Source organism: Robertkochia aurantiaca (assembly GCF_020166495.1).
GTDB classification, from domain to species: domain Bacteria; phylum Bacteroidota; class Bacteroidia; order Flavobacteriales; family Flavobacteriaceae; genus Robertkochia; species Robertkochia aurantiaca.
On the sequence record NZ_JAINZS010000005.1, the window covers coordinates 334,276 to 360,782 of the forward strand.

At 44.7% G+C, this 26,507-nt stretch carries 18 protein-coding genes; 7 read left to right on the forward strand and 11 right to left on the reverse strand.

Translation table 11 applies throughout. The features are described 5' to 3' along the window. The first annotated feature begins 678 nt into the window (after positions 1–678). Positions 679–1,521 (forward strand): hypothetical protein, encoded by an 843-nt coding sequence (locus K7R10_RS10180; protein ID WP_224484603.1) that lies wholly within the window; start codon positions 679–681, stop codon positions 1,519–1,521. Positions 1,522–1,693: 172 nt separating this feature from the next. Continuing rightward, positions 1,694–3,103, forward strand: coding sequence for a porin family protein (locus K7R10_RS10185; protein WP_224484604.1), 1,410 nt, complete (start codon positions 1,694–1,696; stop codon positions 3,101–3,103). A 33-nt stretch (positions 3,104–3,136) separates the two neighbouring features. Here the strand turns inward: K7R10_RS10185 and K7R10_RS10190 are convergent, their stop codons facing one another. Then, the gene (locus tag K7R10_RS10190) at positions 3,137–4,507 is read right to left on the reverse strand and encodes a pyridoxal phosphate-dependent decarboxylase family protein (RefSeq protein WP_224484605.1); all 1,371 of its coding nucleotides are present in this window, start codon (positions 4,505–4,507) and stop codon (positions 3,137–3,139) included. Positions 4,508–4,583: 76 nt separating this feature from the next. Between K7R10_RS10190 and K7R10_RS10195 the strand changes: the two genes are divergently transcribed. After that, a complete protein-coding gene (locus K7R10_RS10195) occupies positions 4,584–5,132 on the forward strand; it encodes a pyridoxamine 5'-phosphate oxidase family protein (protein ID WP_224484606.1) in 549 nt (182 codons plus the stop codon). Between the two features lie 30 nt (positions 5,133–5,162). Here the strand turns inward: K7R10_RS10195 and bshC are convergent, their stop codons facing one another. Next, positions 5,163–6,776 carry a bacillithiol biosynthesis cysteine-adding enzyme BshC gene (gene bshC / locus K7R10_RS10200; protein WP_224484607.1) on the reverse strand — a complete coding sequence of 538 codons (1,614 nt, stop codon included), beginning with the start codon at positions 6,774–6,776 and terminating at the stop codon, positions 5,163–5,165. Between the two features lie 211 nt (positions 6,777–6,987). Between bshC and K7R10_RS10205 the strand changes: the two genes are divergently transcribed. Continuing rightward, the gene (locus K7R10_RS10205) at positions 6,988–9,441 is read left to right on the forward strand and encodes a M14 family metallopeptidase (protein ID WP_224484608.1); all 2,454 of its coding nucleotides are present in this window, start codon (positions 6,988–6,990) and stop codon (positions 9,439–9,441) included. 172 nt (positions 9,442–9,613) lie between these two features. Then, on the forward strand, positions 9,614–10,156 hold the full coding sequence (locus tag K7R10_RS10210; protein WP_224484609.1) for a uracil-DNA glycosylase: 543 nt from the start codon (positions 9,614–9,616) through the stop codon (positions 10,154–10,156). Here the strand turns inward: K7R10_RS10210 and K7R10_RS10215 are convergent. The 4 genes from K7R10_RS10215 to K7R10_RS10230 are packed head-to-tail and all read right to left on the reverse strand — an operon-like array spanning position 10,146 to position 13,028. After that, a complete protein-coding gene (locus tag K7R10_RS10215) occupies positions 10,146–10,802 on the reverse strand; it encodes a hypothetical protein (protein WP_224484610.1) in 657 nt (218 codons plus the stop codon). The genes K7R10_RS10210 and K7R10_RS10215 overlap by 11 nt on opposite strands. After that, a complete protein-coding gene (locus tag K7R10_RS10220) occupies positions 10,799–11,632 on the reverse strand; it encodes a DUF2705 family protein (protein WP_224484611.1) in 834 nt (277 codons plus the stop codon). Before K7R10_RS10220 ends, K7R10_RS10215 begins: the two co-directional genes overlap by 4 nt. Then, positions 11,629–12,486, reverse strand: coding sequence for an ABC transporter ATP-binding protein (locus tag K7R10_RS10225; protein WP_224484612.1), 858 nt, complete (start codon positions 12,484–12,486; stop codon positions 11,629–11,631). The genes K7R10_RS10220 and K7R10_RS10225 overlap by 4 nt, the downstream gene beginning before the upstream one ends. Beyond that, entirely contained in the window at positions 12,483–13,028 is a 546-nt protein-coding gene (locus K7R10_RS10230) for a hypothetical protein (RefSeq protein ID WP_224484613.1), read from the reverse strand. The genes K7R10_RS10225 and K7R10_RS10230 overlap by 4 nt, the downstream gene beginning before the upstream one ends. Before the next feature lie 217 nt (positions 13,029–13,245). On the opposite strand from K7R10_RS10230, the gene K7R10_RS10235 reads away from it, so the two are divergent. After that, positions 13,246–13,797, forward strand: a complete 552-nt coding sequence (locus K7R10_RS10235; RefSeq protein ID WP_224484614.1) for a DUF4136 domain-containing protein — start codon at positions 13,246–13,248, stop codon at positions 13,795–13,797. Positions 13,798–14,013: 216 nt separating this feature from the next. Further along, positions 14,014–15,549: a tetratricopeptide repeat protein gene (locus K7R10_RS10240; protein ID WP_224484615.1), complete on the forward strand. Its 1,536-nt coding sequence runs from the start codon at positions 14,014–14,016 to the stop codon at positions 15,547–15,549. Here the strand turns inward: K7R10_RS10240 and K7R10_RS10245 are convergent, their stop codons facing one another. From K7R10_RS10245 to K7R10_RS10265, 5 genes are all read right to left on the reverse strand, one after another. Continuing rightward, positions 15,550–16,857 carry a DUF418 domain-containing protein gene (locus K7R10_RS10245; protein WP_224484616.1) on the reverse strand — a complete coding sequence of 436 codons (1,308 nt, stop codon included), beginning with the start codon at positions 16,855–16,857 and terminating at the stop codon, positions 15,550–15,552. It lies immediately after the preceding gene. Between the two features lie 79 nt (positions 16,858–16,936). Beyond that, complete coding sequence (gene rimO, locus K7R10_RS10250; RefSeq protein ID WP_224484617.1) at positions 16,937–18,244, reverse strand: 30S ribosomal protein S12 methylthiotransferase RimO; 1,308 nt, start codon at positions 18,242–18,244, stop codon at positions 16,937–16,939. A 193-nt stretch (positions 18,245–18,437) separates the two neighbouring features. After that, positions 18,438–18,674, reverse strand: a complete 237-nt coding sequence (locus tag K7R10_RS10255; RefSeq protein ID WP_224484618.1) for a hypothetical protein — start codon at positions 18,672–18,674, stop codon at positions 18,438–18,440. Between the two features lies 1 nt (position 18,675). Next, entirely contained in the window at positions 18,676–23,859 is a 5,184-nt protein-coding gene (locus tag K7R10_RS10260) for a fibronectin type III domain-containing protein (protein ID WP_224484619.1), read from the reverse strand. 3 nt (positions 23,860–23,862) lie between these two features. Then, positions 23,863–26,247, reverse strand: coding sequence for a hypothetical protein (locus tag K7R10_RS10265; RefSeq protein ID WP_224484620.1), 2,385 nt, complete (start codon positions 26,245–26,247; stop codon positions 23,863–23,865). Positions 26,248–26,507 lie beyond the last annotated feature (260 nt).

The window sequence follows — 26,507 nt, forward strand, 5'->3', positions numbered from 1 at the left end:
ATTTAAGAAAAGGCAGATTCCGCTATATTTATGAAATATATGGAATTATTTGGTTCCTGCCCCTGCTAACTCAAAACGGAAATTCCTGTGTTTCATAAATAACAAGCATGATTTACCTAGATTATCTAACATCTTATGATGAGATTACAGAAAACCCCGGCGCTTACTTTTCTTATTACCTTCCTGTTGTCATCGCCCCTGTTCCCGGCACAAAGAAGTTATCGTTAAGAGAATTTCGGCAATAAATCCGTTCTACTGAATGGAAGTGTTACCGGCAGCGTAAGTGATCCTGGAGCGTTTTTTTTTTATAATCCGGCCGTTGGCTCTGGTAGAAAACCCAAAATTTCCTGTGGAGGGGCGCTTCTACGAGAGGTCGAATGTGAAAATACAGGATTTTCTGGGCGATGGTATAAATATCGAAAAACCCTCGTTTTAACGGTTTACCGGGATTGGTGGCTGGAGTTTTCAAGCTTGGGGAAGAGCGTTTTTACTATTCATTCCTTACAAGAAACAGCATTAATGTCAGCACTACTTTTGAAACAGGTTTGTTGGATGCTAACAACAACCCATTTCTTACCGCAGGAAATGTCTTTAATACTGAAGCAAATATTGACTTACAGTTATCAGAAGAATGGTTCGGATTAAGCTGGGCCAAGAAACTTTCTGAGAAATTCAGTCTTGGGGGCCTCACTATTTTATTCTGCCTATAACTATTCGGGGAATGACAGGCTAAGTCTGGCCTTTTTAAGCGAAAACCAGTGGATCTTCGGGCAGGGAGAGGCCGGCTTTGAGCAAAAATCAAGAGGTTTCTACGGAAAACTTTCAGCTGCATACAAAGAAAAAAAACTAGAACTTGGAGTCACCCTTGACCTTCCCTATCTGGAAACCTCCAGTGAAGTACAGTATAACCTGCAATTGTTCAGCACCTCGGGAGAGAATTCGGAAGACCAGTTTACCGTTTCCCAGTTCAGCGGCTTACAGGCAAGACATAAAGTGCCTCTTGGGGTTAATACAGGTGCCGGATATGCCATTGGAAAAAACAAGCTTCACCTGAACATTGACTGGCATGCAGCCATAGACGCATATCAGCAAATAGAAATACCAACCATAAACATTTCTACCGAACCACCAACTGATATAGAATTGATCGACGAATTAAAAAATGTCCTGAATTTTGGAGTGGGTACTGAAATTGATCTTTCACCCAGCCTGGTTTCACACCTCAGTTTCACTACCGATTATTCTCCAGTGGAAAGTTCTGATGATCTGATAAATACCGGAAATAATCTGGGAGAAGCCAATATACTGGCCCTTGATAACTATCATTTCGGAGGCGGGTTCATCATTAAAACATCAATAGTGGAATTAAGTCTGGGGATGGTATATACCATTGCCAGCGAAACATTCGAGAGAGTGATATCACGGCCTATCGCAGCCCCAATTGAAAGTGATGGTAGCTTTCGGGTAGATGTGGACCGATGGAGATTTTTAATTGCCTTTAATATTCCGGTAGCGAATTGACCCTTATGATTACTCGCTTGTTTTTCTTACATTTATGATTATCAATTCCGTAACACGACATGTTAAGACGTCGCATGTGAAACCAATAAAGTATTTAGATTAGTTTATCCTCGTTTAACACTTGCCCTCTCTTCTTTCCGGCTCTAGCCTTCCTGACAACTTAATAAGGTGCATGTATAACTATAAAAGAACTGCCACATCGGTTATCCTGGTAACCTTCTTGTTATTCATAGTGGGAGCTTCAGCTCAAAGAGGCTACGAATACGAGAATTTCGGAAACAGATCTGTATTGCTCAATGGCAATGTCACCGGCAGTGTTGATGACCTGGGAGCCGTTTATTATAACCCTGCTCGTCTGGCGTTGATAGAAAATCCGGGCTTTTTAATACAAGGAAAACTCTATGAATGGAACAACCTCACTATTGAAAATCTGGTGCCGGAACAGCGGTTCACCTCTTCTAACTTTAACGGATTGCCGGGTATGCTGGCAGGAAGCATAGATATCTTAGGGACCACTTTTTATTACTCTTCCATATCCCGAAACCGCGTAGACCTTTCATTAAATTACAATTCCGGGCTCTTAAAAACCGAAGCCCAGGAAATCCTACCCGAAGACAACCAGGAAAGTCTTTCCCTGAGTCTAAATAACAAGTTACGTGAAGACTGGTTTGGGTTGACCTGGGCCTACCCTATCTCAGAAAATGTCGCTATAGGTTTCTCCCTCTTTGCCTCCTCTTATCGCTATAGCGGAGGTGATGCTCTGCGTCTGGTCAGGCAAAACCAGGATAACCAGGTATCTGTATACGAATCTAACATGAACTTTTCGCAGAGATCATATGGCATTTATGGTAAAGTGGGCGCTGCATGGATTTTACCTGGCTGGGAATTAGGAATAAATCTCGATCTTCCTTATCTCGAGATTTATGAAAAGAGCAGCTTTTATTTTGACGAAGTTCTTAGTAATACCGAAGGTGAAGATCGAATTATCATAGATGACCTGGCCGATCTTTCAAGTCGCCATAAAACACCTCTCAGTATAAACATAGGCGCAGGAATACCATGGAAACGGCATAAATTTCATCTCAATGCAAGCTGGTATGCTCCTGTGGAGATTTACGACCGGATCGATATTCCGGTACTCGGTAGTGAAACGGGAAACAATGCCGTTCTCCTTTTCCGGGAAAAAAGAAGAACGGTAATCAATTTTGGCACTGGTGCTGAGATTTTTTTCAACGAAGAGACATCAGGTTTCCTGAGCTTCTCCACAGATTTTTCCCCTTTGCGGGAAGCAGATGAATTGCTTGGTGACCAAAGCGGAATCGGAATCTCGAATGCAATAGCTTTCGACAATTATCACTTTGGTGGAGGAATGAACTTCAGATTCAATAATCTGGATGTCGTGCTGGGTTTGGTACATAGCGTAGGACGCCAGATATTCGAACCGGCACGGGATGTTCCCTTTCTGAGCAATCTTCTACCACAAAACTCTTTCACCATCAAAAATGCACGATGGAGATTCCTGCTCGGATTAAACATCAGTCTGGGAGAGCTCTTTAAGATAACTCCTGAAAAGGAACAATAATCCCAACCAGATAATTTTTAATCCCGATGCAAGCTATTTCATCGATGAGATGATCGCCTCAATATCTTTAGTGGTGGTGTCTGGATTGATAAAGCAAAACCGCGCCACGGTCTCATAGCCTGAAGTCGTTCTCCATTTGGTCGGAGTTACAAGCGCAAAACCATCACGGTGGTTGCGGTAAGTCCATTCACGATAATCTTCAGGGGTCCAGCCTTTTCGTCTGAAAAGCACGCACGATAAACTGGGATCCCGAACCAGTTCTACATGATCGTCCCGGCGAATAATATCCCCTGCCAGACCGGCCAGTTCGATTCCCCGTTCTATCGCCCATTTGTATTTATCGGTACCATGCATGGCCAGGGAAAACCACAATGGCAGCCCACGAACCCGTCGTGTTAGCTGTATCTGATAATCAGACGGATTGAATCCCTGCGCTCCTTCATCTTTAAATATCTCAAGGTAAGAACCTTCCTGTGAATGTGCTTCTTTGGCCAGTTCCGGTTTTTTATAAATGATGGCTCCGCAATCGTAAGGTGAAAACAACCATTTATGCGGGTCAATAGTAATACTATCAGCCCTTTCTATCCCGTTAAACAGGTGCCTGACAGAATCAGCCGCCAATGCCCCTCCTCCATAAGCAGCATCCACATGGAACCAGAGTGATTCCTGCTCACAGACCTCAGCTACCCCGTCTAACTGATCGATGATCCCTGCATTGGTGGTGCCACCTGTAGCCACCACCGCGAACAGGCGCTTTCTTTGATGGTCGTCGAGAGACTCTATCTTTTCTGCCAGCAGCTCTCGTGTCATGCGATCTTCTGTATCAACCAGCAAAACATCAGCATCGATCACCTTAGCCATGGCCTTTATAGAGGAATGCGCCCCTATAGAGGTGATAATAAGACCTTTTTCACCGCGATTTGCCGGGTCTTTTCTCCAGTTTTCCCTGGCGGTAACCATAGCGGAAAGATTGGCGGCCGTTCCCCCGCTTGTAAAAACTCCAAAGGCTCCTTCAGGAAGTCCGGTCAGTGAAACCAACCACTTCATAGCCTGGTTCTCACAGAATATACCTCCGGCACCCTCCATCCAGTAAGCCCCATGTATACTTGAAGCAGAAGTAACCAGATCGAACATAACGGCAGCCCGGGTGGGAGATGCCGGCACAAAAGCGAGATGCCGTGGGTGATCTATGGGGACCGTCGCTTTAATGAGTACATCGCGAAATAACTGGAATGCTTTTTCACCTCCGATACCCTCAGGAGTGATGGTTTCACCCACCAGTTTCTGCAATTCCTGCTCCTTTTTCGGCTGGCCCAGTTCAGGTGCGGTATTGGTGATCCTGTTAATGGCATACTTCATGACATCAAGGGTCATTTCAACCAAATCTATATCGATATTATGCATATTCTGAAGCTTTCCGACAAAGGTATGATTTTATGTATTTATTAGCTTATTTCTTATCTTTATAAAAAGTACTATCGTGACTGACCATTTCTTTAAAAAAGTTGTTTCAGAATTGAAGGAAGCTACCGAAAACAACGACCATCCCTTTCGGTATTTCACCCTTGGAACCACAGGGATCACCAAGACTCCGAGGTTAAGAACGGTGGTGCTCCGAGAGGTCAGTGACGAATTGAAATTCACCATTTATACCGACAAACGATCCCGCAAAGTAACCCATATCAAGGAACACAATGAGGTATGTCTGCTGTTCTACAAACACGACGAGCTGCTACAGCTCAAAATTGAAGGTATCGCCTACCTTGAAGAGGATAAAGAAAAGATAGCCCGGGTATGGAAGTCGATTTCAGAAAAAAGCCGGAAAGATTATATTACCAGCAAGGAACCGGGAACCAAGATTGACAACCCTGACAATGTGGAATACCTGGAGAACACCAATCATTTCACCATCATGTATATCAAGGCAAAAAAATTGGAATACCTGCAGCTAAAGAGGCCCAATCACATACGACTGCAATTTAACCGGGAGTCGACCAAAGACTGGCAAAGCAGCTTCATGGTACCTTAATTCCTGTATTATTATGGCGCCTGTCCGGTTTTATAAGGACAGTATAGTGAAGTCCTTTTTCAATGGCTCCAACTCTCTGAACAGTATCCTGATGAATTCCTGATCATGTTCAAGATAAATGTTCGAAAAGTTTATAGATCGTTCCTGAAGGTTGCCATTCGGAAATAATTCATTTCTGAGTTCGGTCATTCGCTCCACCTGGTCAGACAATTTACGTTTCTGGGCTTTGAGCAACCGTTTCTCAAGCTTGGCAAGACCCTTCAGCTGTTTTACCTCCTGGGCTTTAACCGCACCCAAAAATGATTTATCGGTCTTCTCGGCAAGGGAATACAACTCTTCAAACTGTTTGATCAAATGTTCTTTCTGAGGCGTAAAGTCTATATTGATATCGCTGATCTCCCTCACCTTCCTGTTGATAAAGGCATGATGATCTAAAAACAATTGCTGGTCTCCGATCTGTAGCTTCTTCAATTTATCCCGCTGTTTATCTGTCATGATCAGCGCCGAATTTCTGAGCAACAATACCGGAAAGGTCACCTCGAAGGCATTGAATGCGTGCCTCAGCTGCAACCAGTAGGCCAGCTCTCCCCCACCACCGATATAGCAAAGATTGGGCAATATCACCTCCTGATATAAAGGACGCATGAGAACATTGGGAGAAAAGCGCTCGGGATGCTCATGAACTTCCTTCAGCAACTGATCTTCCTTCCAGGCCTTTTCGGTATCAGTTACACCATAGCGGTCTCCGTCATGAAAAATCCGCTCCCTGAGACCGGTTTCCAGGTAGAATAGATTGATATTTCTGGGGTTTACCTGTATGGTATAATCAGGGTCGGTCTTCTGTAGCTCAGAAATAGTCTCTGAGACCGAATTGTATGTCACCTCCTCTTTCAGCTCTTTTACCATATAGGGTTCAAAGAGCGATTTAAGTTCTTTGTTGTCGGCATCGATTATTACCAAACCGTATTCCCCGAAAAGCGCATCTGCCAGAAAACGCGTAGCATCAGCAAGATTCGAGTGTTTGATATATGCCTGTTCGAATAAATCGAGTAGCTTTTCGGCTGAACTTCCTTTTCCAAGCTCCTGACGAAGCAATTCGCTGACCTTATCCAGTCCTTCCGTTGGGAGTCGCCCAACGGCTCCTCCTTCCTCCTCTGTACCCGGGCCGCTCCATCTGAAAGTCTTTCCGTGGAAATTAAAAAAATTGATCTCCTCAAAATCATGATCCTCGGTCGCCATCCAGTATACCGGTACGAAACGCTGATCGGGATATTCCCTTTGCAACTGATCGGTGAGCTTAATGGTAGAGACAATCTTATACAGGAAATACAAGGGGCCGGTAAAAAGATTTAACTGATGTCCGGTAGTGATGGTAAAGCAATTATCCTGCAGGAGTGCTTCAAGGTTGGCATCGGTAGCTTCTGACAGGTCCAGGTGACTGTACTGATTCCTAAGCACCCTCACCAGCACCTTCCTGTTCGCATGGTCGAAATTCTGCCGTTTCTCTTCGATTTGCTGCCTGAAGCCGGAAAGCACCGGGAAACGGTTATAAAAAGGCTTTAATGAGTCCTTCTCCTCTATATAGTCACAGATCAGTTTGGAAAAATAGCCCGTTTTACAGGGATCTATAAAGGTTTTTGACATAGCGTTACAGCTTATAGTTGACGGGGCCTTTTTCAGGTCACACTTCGGTGAGGTCAAAAATAAGGTTTCTGGTGTATTTCAGCGAGTGCCCCGGCCTGATAAAAATTTTAAAGATACTGTCCTTCGATCAGATGTCTTGCTAAAAATTCGTTAAGATAAAAGTCAAGAAAAATTTATTAGTAGTTTTGAAAGGCTAACAAATAACAAACACATGAGAAGACTTTTATTCCTTTTCTTACTGGTAATCACCGCAGGCTCTCAGGCACAGCAACTTCAAAGTCCGGCCGAGTTCCTCGGTTATGAACTGGGAACCGAATTCACCCGTCATCACAAAGTGACTTCCTACTACGAACACCTGGCAGAACAGGCTCCGGAAATGGTGAAGCTCGTCCCCTATGGCGAAACCTACGAGGGGCGACCGCTTATGGCCGTGTTTATCTCAAGTACTGAAAACATGGACCAATTGGAAGACATCCGTACTGAACACATGAAGGCACTTGAGGGCAGCAGCGCTTCAGATAAAGCAATCGTATGGCTCAGCTATAATGTTCACGGAAACGAAAGTGTAAGTACAGAGGCCTCCATGATCACCGCCTACGAACTCCTTACCGGAAAAAGCGAATGGCTTGAAAACACGGTAGTTGTTATTGACCCCTGTATTAATCCTGACGGGCGTGACCGCTATGTAAACTGGTACAAACAGTTCAGAAACCACCCATACCAAACCGACCCCAACAGCAAGGAACATCACGAGCCATGGCTGAGCGGCAGACCGAATCATTATATGTTTGACCTTAACCGGGATTGGGTTTGGCTTACTCAGGTGGAAAGCCAGCAAAGACTGCAACTCTTCAGGCAGTGGCTGCCTCACATACACGTTGACTTCCATGAACAGGGCGTCAATGAACCCTATTATTTTGCACCGGCAGCAGAACCCCTTCACGAAGTCATTACCGATTGGCAACGCGAATTCCAGGTAACCATAGGAAAGAATCATGCCCGTTACTTTGACGAAAAGGGCTGGTTTTATTTTACCAAGGAAGTTTTCGACCTGCTATACCCGAGCTATGGCGATACCTACCCTACCTATAACGGTGGAATAGGCATGACCTATGAGCAGGGAGGCAGCGGAAGGGCCGGACTGGGAATTATTACCTCTTATGGTGATACCCTGACCCTGAAAGACCGGATCGCCCATCATTACACTACCGGATTATCTACCGTAGAGGTCTCATCTCAGAATGCAGGAAGGCTCAATGAAGAGTTCAACCGATTCTACCGTGAAAAGGATAACTACCAATATAAAAGTTATGTCATGCAGGGAGACTCAGACAAGCTGGAGGCACTTACTTCCCTGCTTGATAAGCATGAGATCAAATACGGCTTTACCAACAGTGATAACGTACGCGGATTTTCCTTTGACACCCGTACCGACAGCAGGTTGCAAGGTGATGATCTGAAACTGGTAGTTCGCACAGATCAGCCACATGGAACCCTGGTCAAGGTTCTTTTTGAGCCACAAACCAAATTAAGTGATTCTCTTACCTATGATATTACCGCCTGGTCGCTGCCCTATGCTTACGGATTAAATGCCGTGGCAAGCGAACGCCTTATCGATGTCGGCTCTGATATATCTCTGCCTGAAGCTGATGTTCAGATAGACAGCGATGCCTATGCCTATATCACAGACTGGAACAGCATGAAAGATGCTCGATTCCTGGCGTTTCTAATGAAAGAAGGATTAAGGGTGAGGTATAACGAAGAGCCTTTTACTCTTAATGAAAAAGAGTTCGGGCGAGGGTCGCTGATTATCACCAGACTTGACAATCGAAATATTGATGACTTTCAGGTATTGCTGGAAGAAGCAGCCAATGAGTTTGGTAAGAGCATCTATTCTGCCCGTACCGGTTTTGTAGATAAAGGTCATGACCTTGGTTCTGAATCTGTAAAAATGATTCCGGATTCCAGGATCGCAGTACTTGCCGGCGGTTCTGTATCTACTCTGAACTTCGGAGAGGTGTGGCACTTCTTTGAACAGCAGCTGGAATTCCCTGTAAGTGTTCTCGACCTGTCATATTTCGAGGAAGTCGATCTGCACAAATACCAGGTAATCGTTATTCCTGAGGCTTACAGCCTGGAGGATGGAGTCAAAGACAAACTGATCTCCTGGGTGAAAGACGGTGGAAAACTGATCACTATCGGTCGGTCGGCTGGTCTTTTCACAGACACCGACGGCCTGAGCATTAAGACTAAAGAACATGAGGAGTCTGCCGATAGTATTATGCAACCGGCAGCCTATAACTCAGGCCGACGCGATTACATTCAAAATATGATCACGGGCGCCATATTCAAAGCCAGGGTTGATAATACCGATCCGCTTGCCTATGGTTATGATGACGCCTACTACAGTCTTAAGCTCAGCGGAGGAGCCTACGAATATCTTGAAGGGAACAATGCTGTTTATATCGACAAAACAGAGATCCCTCTTTCAGGCTTTGCAGGTCACAAAGCCCAAAAGCTGCAAAAGAACAGTCTTATTTATGGTTCTGAGCGCCTGGGAAGTGGTCAGATGATCTACCTGGTCGACAATCCGCTTTTCAGAGGATTCTGGGAAAACGGAAAACTCATATTCACCAATGCCCTGTTTATGGTGGGCAACAGGTAAAAAATCCGGAGAAGTATATAAAGGCAACCTCGCGGTTGCCTTTTTTTATACACGCATTGCCCATTATTTGTGTATCTTTTAAGATATGCGTGAATCATTCAGTGATCTTTTCTCACAGCTTGAGAAACAGGGAAAAGGATTAAGCCGGGTTAACCTGATATATCAAGGTGATATGTCAGCAAAAGAACGCTTGCAAAACCTGGAATGGTACCTCATACAGATGTATCCGCTGAATCCAGACACCCTGCTTATCGGGGAGGCCCCGGGGTATAAAGGTGCAGCCCTGACAGGAATTCCCTTTACCAGTCCGGAAATACTGAAGACTCACAGGTTCTTTATTCCTCTCGCATTACAAAGAAAGAAGCCGGTACTTCCCACCGGAGAACGCACTGCCAGCGTGGTATGGAATGAGCTCAACCGGTATGAGAAACTGCCCCTTTTATGGAACATCTTTCCTTTTCATCCTTATCGAAAGGGTAATAAATCAAGCAACAGGTCCCCTATGAAAAGCGAATTGAGAAAGGGCCTTACCGTTTGTAAAGAGCTGCTGAAAATCTTCGAAATAAAAACTGTGATCACCATAGGAAAAAAATCCAGTGAAGCCCTGCAGGAAGCAGGCATTTATCATTTAGCTATCAGACACCCTTCATACGGCGGAATCAGGGAATTCAGATCGGGCCTGAGCGATAGCGGTTTTTCCCCTTTCAGGGCCTGACCTCTATATCATAGGAGGTGAATTCAAGAAATATTTTACCTTCTTTAGGCCCGTCCTGTCTCATCGATTTACGATCGATTTCGGTATCACGACCCATGAAATTCAAGGGAATCCGAATTTTTTCAACCTCAAATGATACCACTACATTCCGGGGTAAAACCGCTTCATTATCGGCATATTGCATCTCCACTTTAAAAGCTCCCTCTTTCAGGGTGTTTATGGTAGATTCTACGATACGATGCCTTTCTGTATCGATCAAAAGAGAGGCGATGGAAAAGTCGGCCCTGTCGTCTGTTGGAATAACGTTGATATGTTTCAATGCACGCCCATCACGAATCTCTTCTCCCCGGTCAACCGTGATAAAGGGATAACTGAACAAGGCATCCAAAGAAAAATCGAACCCCCGCTTCGGTATCATTATAAAGTCATCTGAATCAAAGGTAACCGGCTTCCCCCTGCTGTAATGAAGTGTGCCCTGCTTTTCCGGCATATTGATAAAACTGATGTCAACCTTCATTTTCACTTCTGCTGAAAAGCCGGAAATATCAGTCATTCGCTCTCTGACCTTTAAGAGATCTTTATCGATCTCCTGGGAAAGCGTCGTAACTGAACACATGAACATGAAAAAATAAAACAACCGTTTCATCCTATATCATTTTTTATGAAGGTACGAATACCAATAAACGACAGTGCTGCTATGTAAAGACTTAATACAAGACAGTTCACCCAAATCTTCAAGTGAGGTATCTCGTACAGAAAAAAATACTGCCAGGTATCATTGAGTTTGGCAAAGAAGAACCTGTTCAACACAGACACCTTGAAATCGAATTTAAGCAATACGTTTGATATGATCAGAAAGAGCACCGAAACGATCCAGGTTTTGAGCGTATCTTTTAAAAAGACAGCAATGGTAAGGCTGCTGAGTGAATAGAAAACCATAGGGAACATGCCGGCGATAAAGGCACTTATGAGCCGGTTCCTGGCTTCCTGATGAGTAAAGAAATTCAGCTCATCGAGATACACCACCAGATCTCCAAAACCAAAAAAGAGATACGAAAGAGCAAAAGCACTGACACAGAGAAACAGTACCATTGCGACCGTAAAGAGGGTGGCAATGATATACTTTGCCTGGATCAGTTTTCTTTTACTGACCGGTTGCAGCAAAATGGCTTGCAGGGTATTGTCTTTGTATTCGGTGGTCAACAGGCCGCTGATCACGATCATCAGTATGAGTGGAAAATTAAACCACATCGAATTAAGGATCAGATAGATCAGCAGATTTCCATTAAGCAGCTCTCCTTCGAAATAAAAGCTTTCCTTAAGATTGTCTAACAAGATATCGATAATGTTACTACCCTGGTAGTAGGCACCGATAAGTACGATCACCTCAATGATAAAGATGGCAACCACGGCATACCAGGTTCGCTCCTGTTTAAAGAGTTTGTAGGTTTCGGCCCATAATAAGGAGCGCATCATACGCGACGTTCGAATAAAAGGTTAATATCTATGTTCGGAATACAGGAATGAATGAATATCCTTTCACCGGCCAGTCCTTCCACCAGCTTTCCGATCTCCTGGGAGCTGACAACCACCTCGGCGCAATCTTCACTTCGAAATTCATGCTGATAAGATTTTAACAAAGCTGAAATCTCGAGATGAGGCGCGCAAATTCTATAACTCCTGATACTCTCTTCTATCAATTGAGCCGTTTTACCTGATTTAATGATCTCTCCGTCATTGATCACATATAATTCATCACTGACCTGTTGAATCTGTTCAACCATATGGGAGGATATCAGTACTGCCAAGCCCTTTTCAACCGCCAGTTTCCTGACCAGTACAGTGAGCTCTTTAATACCCCTGGGATCCAACCCTGAAAAAGGCTCATCCAGGATCAAAGCTCCGGGATCGTTCAGCAACGCGATGGCGATACCCAGCCGCTGTTTCATTCCCATTGAAAAGTTACGAACAGGATCTTTTCGGGTAACAGGAAGTCCCACCTGTTCCAACAAACCATCGAGATGCCCTTCTGATGAGGCGGCCCCCTGTATCCTTGCAAAAAGCTTCAGGTTTTCACCGGCACTCAGGTAATCATAAAAGGCCGGCTTCTCAATGATCCCGCCCAATGGTTTTACGTGGCTTTGGTCGTAGATAACCTTCCCCGTATCAGGGGTGAGCAATCCCAGCAAAATCTTAAACAAGGTGGTTTTTCCCGCTCCGTTTACGCCGAGAATACCATAGACCTTTCCTCTTTCACATCGAAGTGAAGCCCCCTTCAATGCAGTTGTTTTTCCGTAAGATTTGGAAAGATCAATCCCCTCAATAATCATAGGGCGAGGTCGATTTGTATTTTCCGGTAATCATATTTTGAGGTGTAATTTTTTTCAAGAAAGGTACGGTCCCAAAATTTCTTACGAATAATGAAGAACGGATCCTTCAACATGAAATAGGGTATATAGTGATACCATCTCACCCCCCTGGAGTGATAGAAGCTGATGACCTCATTATGGAGACCCAGTTCGCGAGCGGCTTCGATACAAGCATTCCGCTGGCACTTTGACTCAAGATACAAGGATGCGATTCGCGTTTTAAAACCGTGTTCGAAAAACTGGTCTTTGGCGCGTTTATAGTTCTGATAACGCGACCAGCCATCGGCCATAACCAGAAATATGTGTACGAATGAAAAGAGAAAACAACAAAACCAGAATACCGTGATGATATTCCATCCGCCGCTCAGATAGGATTTTTTTAAAAAGAACCAGTATACCAGTGACTCCAGAATAAAAAGCACCAGGGAATAGTACAGTAAACGCCCAACCCTGAGATAGGATATGAAAAAATGTGGCTGAGGAGGGAGACGCTTCTGATTCATTGTCTAAAAATGAAAAATTATGTTAAACCAAACAAATAATTGTGACGAACGGTCGACTAATTTCCCGAAAAAACAAAAAAAGATATATATCTCATTTGAAACACACATCAAAAAAGACACTCCATGTTAACTGAGTAAACACTAAAAAATTTAACTTTAAACAGAGAACCCAACATTTGAGAAAGACTTAATATCAACATAATAAAATCATCTGTAAATGAAACGATTCGCTCATCATCTGTTTCTCTGCCAACTGTTTTTAATAATACTGGTTCTCCAGTCATGCGCAAGTGGTTCAGAGATAACTCATAGCTATACAGAACGCAACTTCTCTTTTGAGCAGTATGAGACCTTTGCTTTCGCAGATACGCAGACCTCCGGTGATATCGTAGCTGAAACCATCGACCCGAAGATCGAGCTGATCAAAAGCCAGATCACCAAAGCCCTGGAATCTAAGGGACTAAGCCGGGTAAACGACAATCCCGAACTTCTGGTAAACCTTGGAATCGCAGTTTCTGAGCAGGTACAAACACGTCAAACCGACTTCATCACCGACGCACCCAGGTATATCGGGCAGCGGAACTACAAATGGGAAAGTGAAGAGATCCCGGTTGGAACCTATAAAAAAGGTACGCTTGATATTCATTTGGTTGATACCCGGATCGGGGAGCTTGTCTGGCAAAGAAGTGTGTCAAGAGTCATCACAGAAAACCAAAAAAACATTCCCAAAGACATCGAAGAAGCCGTGGAAAAAGCTTTCGGCCTGTGAATGAGTCAACCAACCTGATTTCCAGGCCTTAAAGTTTTCAATTACCGAAACTTTTATTATATTTTTGTTATAGTTATACAGCCTGTAAAACTTTCCCCAAGCACCTTACTGAACCTTGTAAGATCTGGTTGACAAAAATCACATACGAAAATGAAATTCCCCCTTCTTCTGTTCGCTATTTTATGTATAGCGACATCCTGTAAACAGGAAAATAATATGAAAACGATTTTCCTGGGCTCCGTTTCCTTCGAGGTGAGCGGTGATGAAATGGCTGCTGAAACTTTTGAAGAAGGGCTGCTTTTGCTGCATAGTTTTGAGTATGAAGATGCCAGGCAAGCTTTCAGGCAAGCCATCGAAGAAGACCCTTTGATGGGAATGGCCTACTGGGGTGAAGCAATGACTTACAATCATCCTTTATGGTCAGAACAGGAAACGGAAAAGGCCCGTGAAGTGCTCAGTAAGCTCTATGGAAATGACAAGATTAAAGCCGAACATCCCTTAGAAAAAGACCTGATCCGATCTTTGTCTGTTTTGTATGAAGAAGATCGAACCAAGGCGGAAAGAGATAAAAACTATGCCGCGTTCATGAAGGAACTTTATGATAAGTATCCTGATAATCATGAAGTGGGCGCGTTCTATGCACTCTCATTACTGGGTTCTGTTGAGAACGGAAGAGATGTTGAAGTGTATGAACAGGGTGCGAATATCGCTTCAGAGATATTAGAAGAGAATCCTGAGCATCCGGGAGCACTGCATTACCTGATCCACTCATATGATGATCCCGGTCACGCCCATTTAGCACTCGATGCCGCAGACGCCTATGCACGGGTAGCTCCCGATGCCAGTCATGCCCTTCATATGCCTTCTCATATCTATGTCGCCATGGGTATGTGGGAGCAAGTGGTTAATTCGAATGAGGATTCGTATCAGGCCAGTCTTACACGAATGAATGATAAGTCTCTGGGTGATGATGCAAGGGGTTATCACGCCTTCCACTGGCTGGAATACGGTTTGCTGCAACAAGGCCGTTTCGGGGAAGCTGAAGAAATGGTTCGTGACATGAAAGGTTATATGTCGAGCACCCCTTCAAAAAGAGCGCGCAGCCATATGGTCTTCCTGAAAGGCACCTATTTGGTCGAAACCAACGACTGGGAAAATCCTGTGGCCGATATCAATGTTAAAACTGCCGATCTCAATGTGGCGGTGCGATCTCAATATCGCTTTCTGGAAGGAATGAAAGCCTTTATAAGAAAGGATGAGAATACGCTGGCGAAAGTAATCAGGTCTCAGGAAAAAGATTATCAGAAAGAATCCCTTCAGCTTGAAAACGAGAGCAAAGGTTTTGTTTCCTGCTCCAACATAACCAGAGAAGCAACAGATGAAAGCAGCCTGAATCTCAGCAAAGTAATGTTATACCAGCTACAGGGTCTTCTGGCTTGGACCAAAGGAGATCAGGAAGAAACGGAAGACAGACTGAAACGATCGATATTGGTAGCCGAAAGCATGAGCTACAGTTACGGTCCGCCGGTGGTTCAAAAACCCCCTCATGAATTATATGCAGACTGGCTGATGAGCCGGGGCAGATACACCGAAGCACTTAAACAATATAAAAAGGCCTTAAAGCGTGCTCCGGGCCGCACCAATGCATTGAAGGGAGCGTTAAACGCTGCCGAAAAAGCAGGTGATGAAGAGCTGGCCGAGCAATTCCGGAACGATCTTCATCAAAACACAAACTATAAAATGCAGCTTTGATCAGGCAGCTTTCCTGAAGGGTTGTTTTTCTTTATAGGTAAGGCTGCGCCACAGCCATTCTGCAGGCCCGTAACGGAAATACTTCAACCATACAGGGCTGTAAATCATCTGTAGGATCCATACTGCAAAGACCACGTAATATAATTCATAACGCTCCAGCCTTCCCACCATACCAAGGCCATACCCATAAAAAAAGAAGGTACACAGAATCGACTGCATGAGATAATTGGTCAGCGCCATTCTTCCCACCGCAGCCAGGGATCGCTGGATCCACCCAAGAAATCCTGATTTGATGACAAGTATGATAAGACCTATGTGGCCCATGGTTACAAAGAACCGGCCAATCTGGTAAGTACGGTTAGCTTCCAACATAGCCAACGAATCAAAGTTATTATCGGTTTTGACCTGCAGTTCGTAGTAATTCAGGGATAAGCCTATTAGATATCCGGCCAGCATCATTATCAGGTAGAAACGGTGTTTTTTTCTCCCCTGAATAATTCCCCACTTAAAGAAGGCCATCCCTATCAGCAGAAAGCTCATCACATCCCAAACAAAGAAATTATACGTAAAGGTTGATTCCAGCTTGGTGGTCAGTTTTGCTGTCTGCTTACGCGCAGAAAAATAATCACCCCGCAGGTTTTCAAGGGCCGAATTGATTTCCTGTTCTGTGGGTTTCCGGTTTAAGGCCTCCCATTTTGCTACAGAGGTCTCCTGTTGGTAGTTTAAGGAGGTGGTACCGGCAGCTTTCACCTGTTGGATTTCCGAGATCTCTTTCTGCAGATCAACCGCATCCCGGTAATGGCTAATATCATTAAACACCCCTACAAAAAGCAGGAATAATCCTCCTGCAAACAGGTATAACGGTTTTGTATTCCTCAGGGGAAAAAGAAACAATCCAAACAAACCGTAATGATAAAGTATATCGCCTGACCAAAGTATTACCCATGCATGAAAGAGTCCGAATAAAAACAGCCAGATCACCCGCCGGTAATAAATATCGGCACTGACCACACCAAGACCTTTTGCTTCGATACGACTCACCAGCAGTATGAAACCCGTACCAAAGAGCATGGTAAACAGGCCTCTCATGGTTCCTTCAAATAAAAGATCTGAGATGTTGTAGACCAGCAGATTCAGTCCCTGATCACCTCCTGACACAGAAGGGTCTCCATAGGCATAGACCAGACCCACACCTGCAATATTCATCAGTAATATACCCAAAAGGGCCACTCCCCTGACGACATCAAGGGTAATGATACGCTTCTGTTGCCGTACCGGGGCAGCCTTAATTTCTGAGGTGGAATACATAAATGGAAATTGGTTGGTTGTTAAACCTAAGATACACCAAATTCCATTATTAATACGTAAAAAACTGAACTACAGAATGTTATGCGTTAACCGGTTTCGCAAACAGGTCGAAGTCTCCGGCCTCTTCCACGATCACGTCGGTAAATTCACCGATCTTCACATAGTATTTCTCAGCATCTATCAGGACCTCATTATCGACATCCGGAGAATCGTATTCGGTTCTTCCCACGAAATAATTACCCTCCTTACGATCGATCAGGCAACGAAATGTTTTTCCTGTCTTTTCCTGGTTCAGTTCCCAGGAGATCTGGGATTGAATATCCATTATTTCTGAAGCCCGTTGTTGTTTTACCTCTTCCGGAACATCGTCTTCAAGCGTATAGGCATGAGTATTCTCTTCGTGGCTGTACGCGAAACATCCCAGACGCTCAAAGCGCATTTCGGTTACCCAGTCTTTCAGTAACTGAAAATCTTCTTCGGTCTCTCCGGGATATCCCACGATAAGAGTTGTACGTATGGCCATTCCGGGTACCGCTTTTCTGAATTCTTTGAGCAGGTTGGTGGTTTTTTCATAAGTCGTACCCCGTCTCATCGACTTGAGAACACTATCTGAGATATGCTGCAGGGGAATATCTATATAATTACAAACCTTAGGCTCCTCTTTGATCACATCCAGCACATCCATGGGAAATCCGGTAGGGAAGGCATAATGCAAACGGATCCATTCAATACCTTCTACCTTAACGAGCGCTTTCAGGAGATCGGCCAGGCGTCTTTTCTTATACAGGTCGAGCCCGTAATAGGTCAGGTCCTGTGCGATAAGGATGAGTTCCTTTACCCCTTTGGCAGCCAGTTTTTCTGCTTCGGTCACCAGGTCTTCGATCGGCGTGCTGCGGTGTTTCCCGCGCATAAGGGGAATGGCACAAAAACTGCAGGGCCGGTCACAACCTTCAGCGATCTTGAGGTAAGCGTAATTCTTGGGGGTGGTGGTAAGCCGTTCACCGATCAGCTCATGGCGGTAATCAGCGCCGAGAGCTTTGAGAAGTACCGGCAGATCGGTAGTTCCGAAATACTGATCAACGTCAGGAATTTCCTTTTCCAGGTCGGGTTTGTAACGTTTACTCAGGCAGCCGGTCACAAAAACCTTATCGACCAGTCCCTGTTCTTTCTTTTCCACGAACTCCAAAATGGTATTGACGCTTTCTTCTTTGGCATTGTTGATAAAGCCGCAGGTATTGATCACCACCACATTCCCTTCTTCTTCATGCACCACTTCTTTACCGCTGGCCTTGAGCTGCCCCATGAGCACCTCACTGTCATACACGTTCTTGGAACAGCCCAGGGTAACTACATTGATCTTATTCTTTTTCAGCGACTTCGTTCTCATACCTGATTTTTTTTACCGAAGGGCAAAATTACAACAAAGCAGGGAAGTAATCGAATGAAAAGAAATTAAAACCAGCTGTTTCGGGAGATTTTCTTTGGTGAAAAAAGCTGATAAGGTTCACAAACTTTCCGGTAAGTGAAATAAAGAGGTGAGAAAGATCAATACCGGAACGTAATACGGGAAATCGAAATATCTATCTCCAGGATCGCATCTCATAATCATAGTAGTTGACTTTCATATCTTCGATTCTCTTCATAAGACCGTTAATCCCTACTTTATTGTACAATTCTATCTCTTCGGTATTTAATTCATGTACTATGTCAAAGCCCGGGCTTGGAGAACCTATCGGTACATGAATCAAGTATTTCTCATCAACTTTGAATAGTCCATACTCCCAAGCTTTTTCTTCTATTTTTATTATTTTACCCATTTTAAAATGTATTTGGCAGCTCACTAGGTTCAAGTACAAATAGAGGACTTTCAAACTCCTTTTTCCAAAGATTATCGTTGTCTATATTCAAAATGATATTTTGAATAGCACCCCCTTTAGTCCTATAAGGGTCTGTTTTTGGTGTCATTCTTGATTGAGAGGTTGAAGCTATCTTTGATCTATAAAAATAACTTTCTCCAATAGATATTACACGATAAACATCGTAATGTGATGATACTGAACTCAAAGGCAACCCCAATACCGATTCTATTTGAGAAGGATTATGCTGTAAATATTCCAGTGTTTCTTGGTCCAGGTAATAAGGTGAATAATAATTAAATTCATTACCCTTAGGAACTAATTTATAAAATTCCTTTCCAACTTCAACATTTGTCTTAACGGGTAGCGTTGATCCTGATTCTATTATTTCAGGTAATTTTTTCAAAATAAAATCATTAGACGCAACAACTCTCATTTCATTAATCAGGTCAAAATTATTTACTTCAATTTCCTCATAAACAAGCCCATGCGTCTCAAAAACGGTCTGACTCCAGTCTTCATTCGGAAAATGTTCATCCTTTATTCGTTTCCAGAAAGCGGCCCGTTCGGTCAGGATATCGGTTTCTCTCAACAATGAAGCGGTCAGCTTTTTGAGCGCTTCATCATTAACAACCTTCTGTCTGACATACGGAACCGCTTCTGCATTAGAGGTAAGTACAGGGGTGAGCTGCACCTCCCCTGCTCCGATTTTCCTGATACTCTTAAGATCGATCACCACCTCATCGGTGTTTCTGTAACCCACGGCTGCATAGGAAGCGGGAGTGTCTGCCAACTTCTTTACCCCGTTGCGCACCACTGCCGATCCGCCGAAAGGAATCACCAGGGAGGTGGCATATAAGGCCTGGGCTTCCAGGTCATTCCTGTAACTGGCATAGGTCAGTCCGAACACTTCCACAGGTCTTTCCAGCACGGGGATCAGCGAGGCCAGATCGAAAAGCGGGTATAAATGGGTATCTACCAGGATCCACGGATCATAATCATAGAAATGATCTTCCTCCAGGCTGGATCTTGCAAAAAGAACCTTCCAGCGTTCAAGGTAATCGCCTTTTACCTGCGCCGCCACATAGGTATTAGCCAGCAGGCTGTCTTCGATGAATACTTCCCGCAGTTTTCCCAGCTTGAAATCGCCTGTACTCCACCACGCCAGGTCATTGTTTCGAAAGGAGGCGGTTTCCTCTTCCTCTGCTTTCAACAAAATCGCATTGTACTGAGCCGTCCACTGATTTCTCAGACGCATAAATTCACTGAAATAAAGCGGGTTTTCGGCAAAATCTTCTTCCCGTTGCTTCCACAACCTGATGGTTTCCCGGAGCTTCTCGGCTTCCTGCAGGCGCTGACTCTCGTAAAACTCCATCTTACTGATAAAGGGAAAACCTCTTACCTCGTCTGTCTGACTGATCATATCGATAAGACTCCCATCGGCCTTCAGAAAATAGCGCTTGAGCATCATCGGTTTTTCAGCGGCTGCAAAAATACCCAGTAGATAGGTGTACAGATCTGCAGCCTTCCTGAAGCTCATGAATTCGGCAGGAATTACCTCTGCATTACTCTGGGCAAAACCGGGTTGCAGGCATTGCTGTTCTGTGAAATTTCCATACAGATTAAAATACGGTACCGTTATGAGCAGCAGGTCGCCGGTAATTTCCTCTCTGACCGATTCCAGTACCCTCTCGGCAAAGTTGTCCCGGATACCCGGATGCATTTTCTGATCCACTTCAGAGAATACCACCAGCACCCTGACACCGGTTTTTTCATAAAGCAATCTGAACTTATCTTCCAGGATGTCGGCTTTTCCATCCAGATTATGTTCCCGGGTTCCGACAAGATGGTAGTACTCCCCTGGTTTTCTTTCGACGGACTGAGGTATCTCAGGCTGAGCCTTCAGGTGAGCACGTATCATTTCTGAAGACCTTCGGATGCCCAACGAATCCAGGGTCACCGATTCTCCCGTAAGATCACAAACCGGGGTATCAAAAAGCATCAGGCGCGCTCCTTCCTTATCAGCGCAGGGAATCACATCTATAAACCGGAGTTCTGCAGTCTGCGCAAAATCATCCAAATCCCTGAAAATCTCCAAATGGCGGTATTCAGACTGGTAGTAACGGTTAAATCCGCAACCGCCTCTGTTCTCAAAAAGATACACCTTCTGATCTTCTGCAAGCCCACTAAACACCTCGTATTCAAACAGATCATCATCGTCTGACCAGTAACCCGTGAATACGCCCTCTTCAAAACGGGCATTATAATAAGTGCCCCGGTACCTGAATCCCGGAATAGTACCTGGAGGAACGCCTTCCATGCTGCCAGAAGAAATGGTTCTTGTTCCTTCAATGGTAAAAGGTTCCCAGTTTGGTGTGAACCAGATCTTCTTTCCGATCTCCTGACTGGTATCATCTTCAAAAAGACTGATCACCTGCTCTGCCTCACTGATCTTCCCCCACTCTTGCTGTGTGATAAATATCCCCTTCCCGTAGTCCATAAGATGCTGTCCGCTTTCGGCCTCCCCGGGACCTGAGAAGCTGTGTTCCAAACCGAATACTCCATGGCCCAGTTCATGAGCGATCATTTTAGAGATATCCGCCTGATCAGTATCCCGTAACGATTCCTGAAAAATGAAACCCCATCGGCGGCCTACGGGCATATATCCTTTCAGGGCTTTTGAGTTTCTGAAGTCCTTTCCGAGAACAAAAATGTGGTATGCATCGCTTTCATAATCGGGATGGGATTCTTTGAACAGCCTGAAGAAGTTTCTGAGCTCAGGAGCATAATCGGCCAAAGGGCCACTGTTACCAAGATCGATAATACCATTGGGGTCTTCAGTATCCCACTGAGACGGAGACAGCTGCATTCTTTTGTCTTCCTCAAGCTGCAGATTCACCCCGACCGGGGAAAAAATCGTATTGAGTGCAGGTTCTAGGCCGGTAAGACCATGAGGCTGATTCACATAAACCATCTGCACTTTGACCGGTCTGTGCTGCTTCAGATGGTGAAGAAAACATACAGCATGGATCCTGTTTTTGCTGATAGAGTCAGACCCGGAAGTTATCAGGAGTTCTTCGCTGAGAAGGGAATTAAGTCCTCTCATTCTAAAGCTTATCCTTGATCTGATCGTATCGATGGTAATATCAACTGCACGCCCGCTTTTGGTCTTGACCACCAAATTTTCCGTGGAAAATGTGCTATCCTTAAGGGTATAATCAGCATAAAACACTTCTTCCTTTCCGCTGACCAGGGCTTTATGCGGCGGAAACACCTTATCCCCCTTCTGATCTTGCACATACCGATAAGCTGAAGGATTTCTCAGACTCTCAGCCGGATCAAAAGCAAAATGTGAACGTTCGTCTGTTTGAAACCGGAACGTAACCTGATCTTCAAAGATCGTAGCAATCTCGGTTTCTCCATCGGCCTCAAAGACCCCTTCTGTATTGGAATCGCTCACAGGTCCGCCTTCCGCACCTTCTCCGACCTGGGTGATATTTCCTTCTTCATCGATCTCCCACTGGTCGCCTGAAGCATCGGTTACGAGGTAGGTGTCACCTTCATCGTGATCCAGCCGTATCTCTTTACCATCATTAAGACGAATAATTATCGAACCTTCATCGATCTGAATATCTTCTGTTGAGATATCTCCGGGGAGTACAGGAAGCGCATGGTGATCATCACCGGTAAGAATATCTGAAAGATCTTCGATTCCGTCTGCAATAGCATCGATATCGGCCACATTCGTCCAGTTCTTATCATATCCGGTCACGACCATTCCGTCGTAGAGCTGAAATTCCTTATTCACCTTTATCCTCGAAAATCTCACCGGAACCTTCAGGTTGCCGAGGTACGGAATGGTGGCATAACCATGACCTGTATAACGCCCACCGCTCTCACTAATCTCTAAAATCTTTACAGGGAAATCTCCCGCATGAAATACGTCATGAGCCCTGAGATTGCTCACCGGCACCTGGGTAGCTACCTTTATGGCAGGAGAAAAACCGCAGTCAGAAAGGTCACTGACAGTATTGATCGCTGTGGTGAAATGTCTTGGTTCACTGAAGCGACTTTCAGAAAATTCACATTTCCTGGAAACCTGGTATTCATATACGGTGCCCGGGCGAAGATCCCAAAGAGTAACAAAAGAGGCTGCTGACCGGGCATAGAACCAATGATTTCCCTCTCCGGGCTCCCGGTAACGAACGATATGTACCGAAGGTGCAGATAAGGGATTCTCCCAGTAAACATTAACCTCCCGCTGACCTTTTACCTCATGGGAGGAATTGAGTGCCGGTTCGCAGGGGCTCACATGATCAAACCAGTTGATCTCACTGTATCCTTCGTTTTTGAAGAATCCGATCTCTTCCGCCCCTTCCCGGGGAAATACGCGCACGCGCCAGGCATACCTTCTATCAGGAAGCAACAAGGGATCAGATGGACCGTAATTATAAAATGGCCGGTCGGTTACCGTTCTGAATACAGGAACAGATCCCAAAAACGCCGTCTGAGGATCTATCCCGTGATCCCATACTTCAACGATACTCAATTCATATAAAACCTTACTCACATTTATTTGACGCGGAGTCCACTGAAAAAGAATATTCTGAAGATCCTGCACCTGTACGATGGCATTGCGCTGAGGATGAACCAGAAACGGTGGTTCATTATGAAATACCATCAGGTTCTGACAGTCTTTGCCTGAAATTCGTTTTCCGGTGGCATGGTCGTAAACTTCAAAACATACCTGATAGGGACCTTCCGGAACAGATTTTCCCAGGTGCTCTTGTATCAATCCCTCTGTGTTCTCAGGGTTGAAATAGGGTGCGAGTTGGAAGGCATCGAGCATCAGGGGTATCCCTCCTTGTATCTCATAGGTGAGAGGGAGCGCTTCGTATGACTGAAATCGAATGCCATTGCCCTGAAAAAACATTTTAATTCGTATTTCACGACTTTCTATACCCAGATCAGTGAGCAGGATCTGTAATCGAAGCTGATCAGCCCTTACTGGATCAGCAAAGGCCGACAAATAGATGGGTACAGGCTGTTTGAAAATGGCGGTGGTACGCACCGGGTATATCTGTGATAAGCCCGGGAGCATGTTCAGGAAACAAATGAATACTATCAATGATCGCTTTATCGACATATGCTAATGGGTTAGTTTATGATATCGCAGGACAGGATCCGGAAAATCTTTGGCGGTTCGGAACCAGCGGTAGAAATGGTCGATCAGCGACGTTTCGAGATAGGAAATTATTTTTCCGGAGTCGACGTCATTTGATACCATTTCCAGTATTTCCGGCTCAGCAAGCCGGAAAAATTCAAATAATAATTGCTGTTTTCTGAAATCTTTCACATCAGATAAACCTCCGATCTCAGACTCTAACCACCGGTGTGCTACAAGTCGCAAGCGAGCTTCCTGATAACGCAGCAAGGCCGTTTGTTCTTCAGGTTGCAACTCCTTACTGACAAGGTTCAGATCGGAGCGGCTGTTAACAAATCTCGATTCCAATACCCTGTCTGTTCTCGGCATGGCTTCAACGATACGGCTGATGGCATCGAGATACCACCCTTCGTAGGCTTCCCTGAAATCAAGATATCCGAAAAGCTCATCGAGATAATCCAAAGCCCTGATTCTATAAGACTCCCGTTCTTTCTGCTCTTTTACCAATGCAAGCTTCAGGTTAACGCTGCTGAGTCTCGAAAACGACAATTCCCTGAACACGGTACTGTCTCTCAATACTGTCAACTGAAGACTGACATCAGGCAGTAAACCTTCGAAAAGAAGCCCTCGGTAAACTATGCGAATTTCAGGCGTTTCGGTCGCTGATGTCTCCCGGGCTGTTGGTGGTAAATCAACAGACGGTAGTTTAAGATTATCAAAACTGTAGGCATAGTTCAGCGCCAGGGTAATGTCATTTTGAACAACTGCCGACCGCCTGAAAAGGCTTGACAGGTTCAAAGAGATCTGATGACGTTCCCTGTAAGTCCAGTCATTCGACCAACACAGACTTATATTGCTGCCGGATTGAGTTGACCGGCGAGTATGATTCCAGGCTAAGGAGAGTCGGCTGTTGATGGTCTTCAGAAACCTTTTTGCAGCATGAAAGGCAGGGCCATAGACCGTTCCTCCCCCGATCTGACTTCTGTCAATTGTCAGATTGCCGGTAAGCCCGGCGGAGACTGCAACTTCAGGATAGGTAATTCCATAGGCGATACTGTGATTATAAAAAGAGGCTTCGCCATTTTCAATGTTTCTTCCCTGCTGTTGGTTAGCAGAAGACTGCATGCTGAACTGATACGACAGATTATGGGCATGCTTTGCCTTATCAGTCCATAAACGATTGATACTTACCTGCCCGTTCTGAGAGATCTGGTAATAGTTTAAGGTGTCCAGAGACTCGAAGCGACTCGCCTGCCCGGCATATTCTTCGGGTTTTCTCAGGTTGGTGTAGGCTTTGAAATTACTGTATCCGGCTGTCAGGCTGAGTTTATCGGAGATCGTAAATGATGTATTTACCGCTGAAACGAGTCTGTTCATGCGACTGCTTTTTTGGTCCTTCAGATTATCCCGCTGAAGTCCCGCAGAACCTGAAAACCGGAGACGATCTCCGAAAAGCTGACGGGAGAAATTAAGAGTGATGTTCTCTAAATCATTATTAAAATAATACGCTCCAAGGCTCTCATATTCCGGATCAACCCGTTCATAAGCAAGTGCGACAGCTCCCTTGTCGAGGGCATAGGAAATGCGACTGTTCAATGCTTTGAAATACGAAACTCCCTGCCGTTCTGCGATCGAATCATTACGGTCTGATTGGGTAACCATCAGACTTTCCATTCTGCGGAGGGCCGATACGCCGTATTCCAGCTGCAGGTCGATATTCTTTAAAACACGGGTCGCCGCAAGAAGGCTGATCGCCTTATTCGATTTCGCACGGTCGATGTAAGCTTCCTGCCTGTAATGAGGCTCTGTTACATCCCATGCATGGAAATAGGTGATCTTAATTTCATTTCCGGCGTCGGCATATTGCCCCATCATGGCATATCCCTTTCTTTCAAATACTCCCGGCTGTACTTTCGTTGGTGAAACGCCTTCCAGCAACCTGCCGTACATAGCACTGAACTTCCATTTTTCAACAGGTGCCAGATCTATACCCACCCCTGTGAATCGGTGCCCTCCAAGGGTATAAGGGGAATAGTTCATAACGGCGTCACCCAGGTGAAGACTTACCCATTTATAAGACGGATTCAGACTAAAACGGTTAAATCTGAAAGGGTTCGGAGTCTGAAATTTTTGTTGCGAATAGCTGAAGGAAAGCGGAATCTGATACAGCTCTCCCAGAGTAATGTTCAGGCTACCTTGTAAGAGGTAAGTGAACGCTTGGCGCATGGCTGTGCCCTCATAAATTACAGCTCCCGCGCGAAGCATTCCTTTATATTGAAACCATTGGCGATCTTCTCCCAGCTCATCGAGCCGGATAGATTGTGCCCGTAACTGTGCAAGAAACAAGGCTGTTAACCCCAGGTATATCATTAAGCGTTTCAATTAGATTCAAAAGAACCTTCAATATATAGAATATAATCTATATTATTACAGTTTTAATTTATAATAATTACATAAGGAGGCTTAAAATTGTAACAATAGTGTGAAAATCACGTCCATATACTAGTGGCTTTATCAGGACATCCCTTTGGCATCGATTGGCAGGAATTATGTTAACAGCCTGATAAACAGAATTATAAAAGATGTAAACCGCAGAGTAATTAGTATCTTTATGAGTATCATCATCAATC

Excerpts from the sequence above, each read along its gene's own strand:
- K7R10_RS10215 (WP_224484610.1), bottom strand. The coding sequence starts at position 10,802 with ATGAAACGGTTGTTTTATTTTTTCATGTTCATGTGTTCAGTTACGACG.
- K7R10_RS10255 (WP_224484618.1), bottom strand. The coding sequence starts at position 18,674 with ATGGGTAAAATAATAAAAATAGAAGAAAAAGCTTGGGAGTATGGACTA.
- K7R10_RS10230 (WP_224484613.1), bottom strand. The coding sequence starts at position 13,028 with ATGAATCAGAAGCGTCTCCCTCCTCAGCCACATTTTTTCATATCCTAT.
- bshC (WP_224484607.1), bottom strand. The coding sequence starts at position 6,776 with ATGTCAAAAACCTTTATAGATCCCTGTAAAACGGGCTATTTTTCCAAA.
- K7R10_RS10210 (WP_224484609.1), top strand. The coding sequence starts at position 9,614 with ATGTCAGCAAAAGAACGCTTGCAAAACCTGGAATGGTACCTCATACAG.
- K7R10_RS10260 (WP_224484619.1), bottom strand. The coding sequence starts at position 23,859 with ATGTCGATAAAGCGATCATTGATAGTATTCATTTGTTTCCTGAACATG.
- K7R10_RS10245 (WP_224484616.1), bottom strand. The coding sequence starts at position 16,857 with ATGTATTCCACCTCAGAAATTAAGGCTGCCCCGGTACGGCAACAGAAG.
- K7R10_RS10240 (WP_224484615.1), top strand. The coding sequence starts at position 14,014 with ATGAAAACGATTTTCCTGGGCTCCGTTTCCTTCGAGGTGAGCGGTGAT.
- rimO (WP_224484617.1), bottom strand. The coding sequence starts at position 18,244 with ATGAGAACGAAGTCGCTGAAAAAGAATAAGATCAATGTAGTTACCCTG.
- K7R10_RS10220 (WP_224484611.1), bottom strand. The coding sequence starts at position 11,632 with ATGATGCGCTCCTTATTATGGGCCGAAACCTACAAACTCTTTAAACAG.
- K7R10_RS10185 (WP_224484604.1), top strand. The coding sequence starts at position 1,694 with ATGTATAACTATAAAAGAACTGCCACATCGGTTATCCTGGTAACCTTC.
- K7R10_RS10265 (WP_224484620.1), bottom strand. The coding sequence starts at position 26,247 with ATGATATACCTGGGGTTAACAGCCTTGTTTCTTGCACAGTTACGGGCA.
- K7R10_RS10225 (WP_224484612.1), bottom strand. The coding sequence starts at position 12,486 with ATGATTATTGAGGGGATTGATCTTTCCAAATCTTACGGAAAAACAACT.
- K7R10_RS10235 (WP_224484614.1), top strand. The coding sequence starts at position 13,246 with ATGAAACGATTCGCTCATCATCTGTTTCTCTGCCAACTGTTTTTAATA.
- K7R10_RS10190 (WP_224484605.1), bottom strand. The coding sequence starts at position 4,507 with ATGCATAATATCGATATAGATTTGGTTGAAATGACCCTTGATGTCATG.
- K7R10_RS10205 (WP_224484608.1), top strand. The coding sequence starts at position 6,988 with ATGAGAAGACTTTTATTCCTTTTCTTACTGGTAATCACCGCAGGCTCT.